The organism is Saezia sanguinis (assembly GCF_003991585.1).
GTDB classification, from domain to species: domain Bacteria; phylum Pseudomonadota; class Gammaproteobacteria; order Burkholderiales; family Burkholderiaceae_C; genus Saezia; species Saezia sanguinis.
In genome coordinates, this window is record NZ_PQSP01000022.1 from 1 (window position 1) to 832 (window position 832).

1 pseudogene is annotated in these 832 nt (G+C 62.0%); it reads right to left on the reverse strand.

Going from position 1 to position 832, the window contains the following annotated elements:
- Nucleotides 1–832 (reverse strand): annotated as a pseudogene (locus CUZ56_RS15840) (hypothetical protein); the annotation flags it as partial.

Below are 832 nucleotides of genomic sequence, written 5' to 3' on the forward strand. Positions count from 1 at the left end.
TGTCGACAATGAGGCTGCCGCCATTGGAGATGTACAGGCCGCCGCCATCGGTGCCGGGGGTGGTGCCCCCGGTGATGACGAGGACGTCACCGGCCAGTCCGTTGGCGCTGAGGTCAATGGTGCCGGCGTTCTCGAAGCGGTTGAGGTTGAGCAGTTGCCCGTGCACAATGCCTGCATTGCTGCTGCTGAGTGCACCTGCCGGTATGTATTCGCCGGTGGTCACGGTGGTGGTTTCACCGCTGACGGCGGCCAGCCGCAGAGTGCCGGTGGTGGTGTTGATGTAGGTGTCGTTGCCGGCGCCGAAGTCGCTGATAGCAACGGCTTTGGTGTCGCGTACGCCGTCCCCATCGGTGTCGGCAAAGTTTCTGAGGTTCCAGCTGTTGGAGCTGTTGTTGGTGAAGGTGGTGTCTTCTGCACCGCCTCTGAGGTAGCCGGTGATGGTGCCGTCGTTGGTGATGCTCAGGGTGCTGCCCGCAGGTGCTGAGGAGAGGACAGCGAGGTCGCTCATCGCATCGATTTCACCGGCATTGTTCAGGGTGTAAGTACCTATGCCGGTGCCGGTTCCGGTGAGTTGTACACCGCCCAGCAGGCCGCCATGGACTTGCGCACCTGCGGCGATGTCGATTTGCCCGGTGCCGTTGCTTCTGATTTGCAGCCCCAGTACGCCTTCGGTGGCGTCAACAATGGCGCCAGAGCCCAGGTTGATGTAGGCCTGTACGCTGCTGTTGGTGCTGCCTCTGTCCCATGCAGCGATGCCGATGGCGTTGCCGCCACCCGTGTTGGTGCCTACGACCTTGATGGTGCCGTTGCTGAACTCGACTTCTGTCTTGCC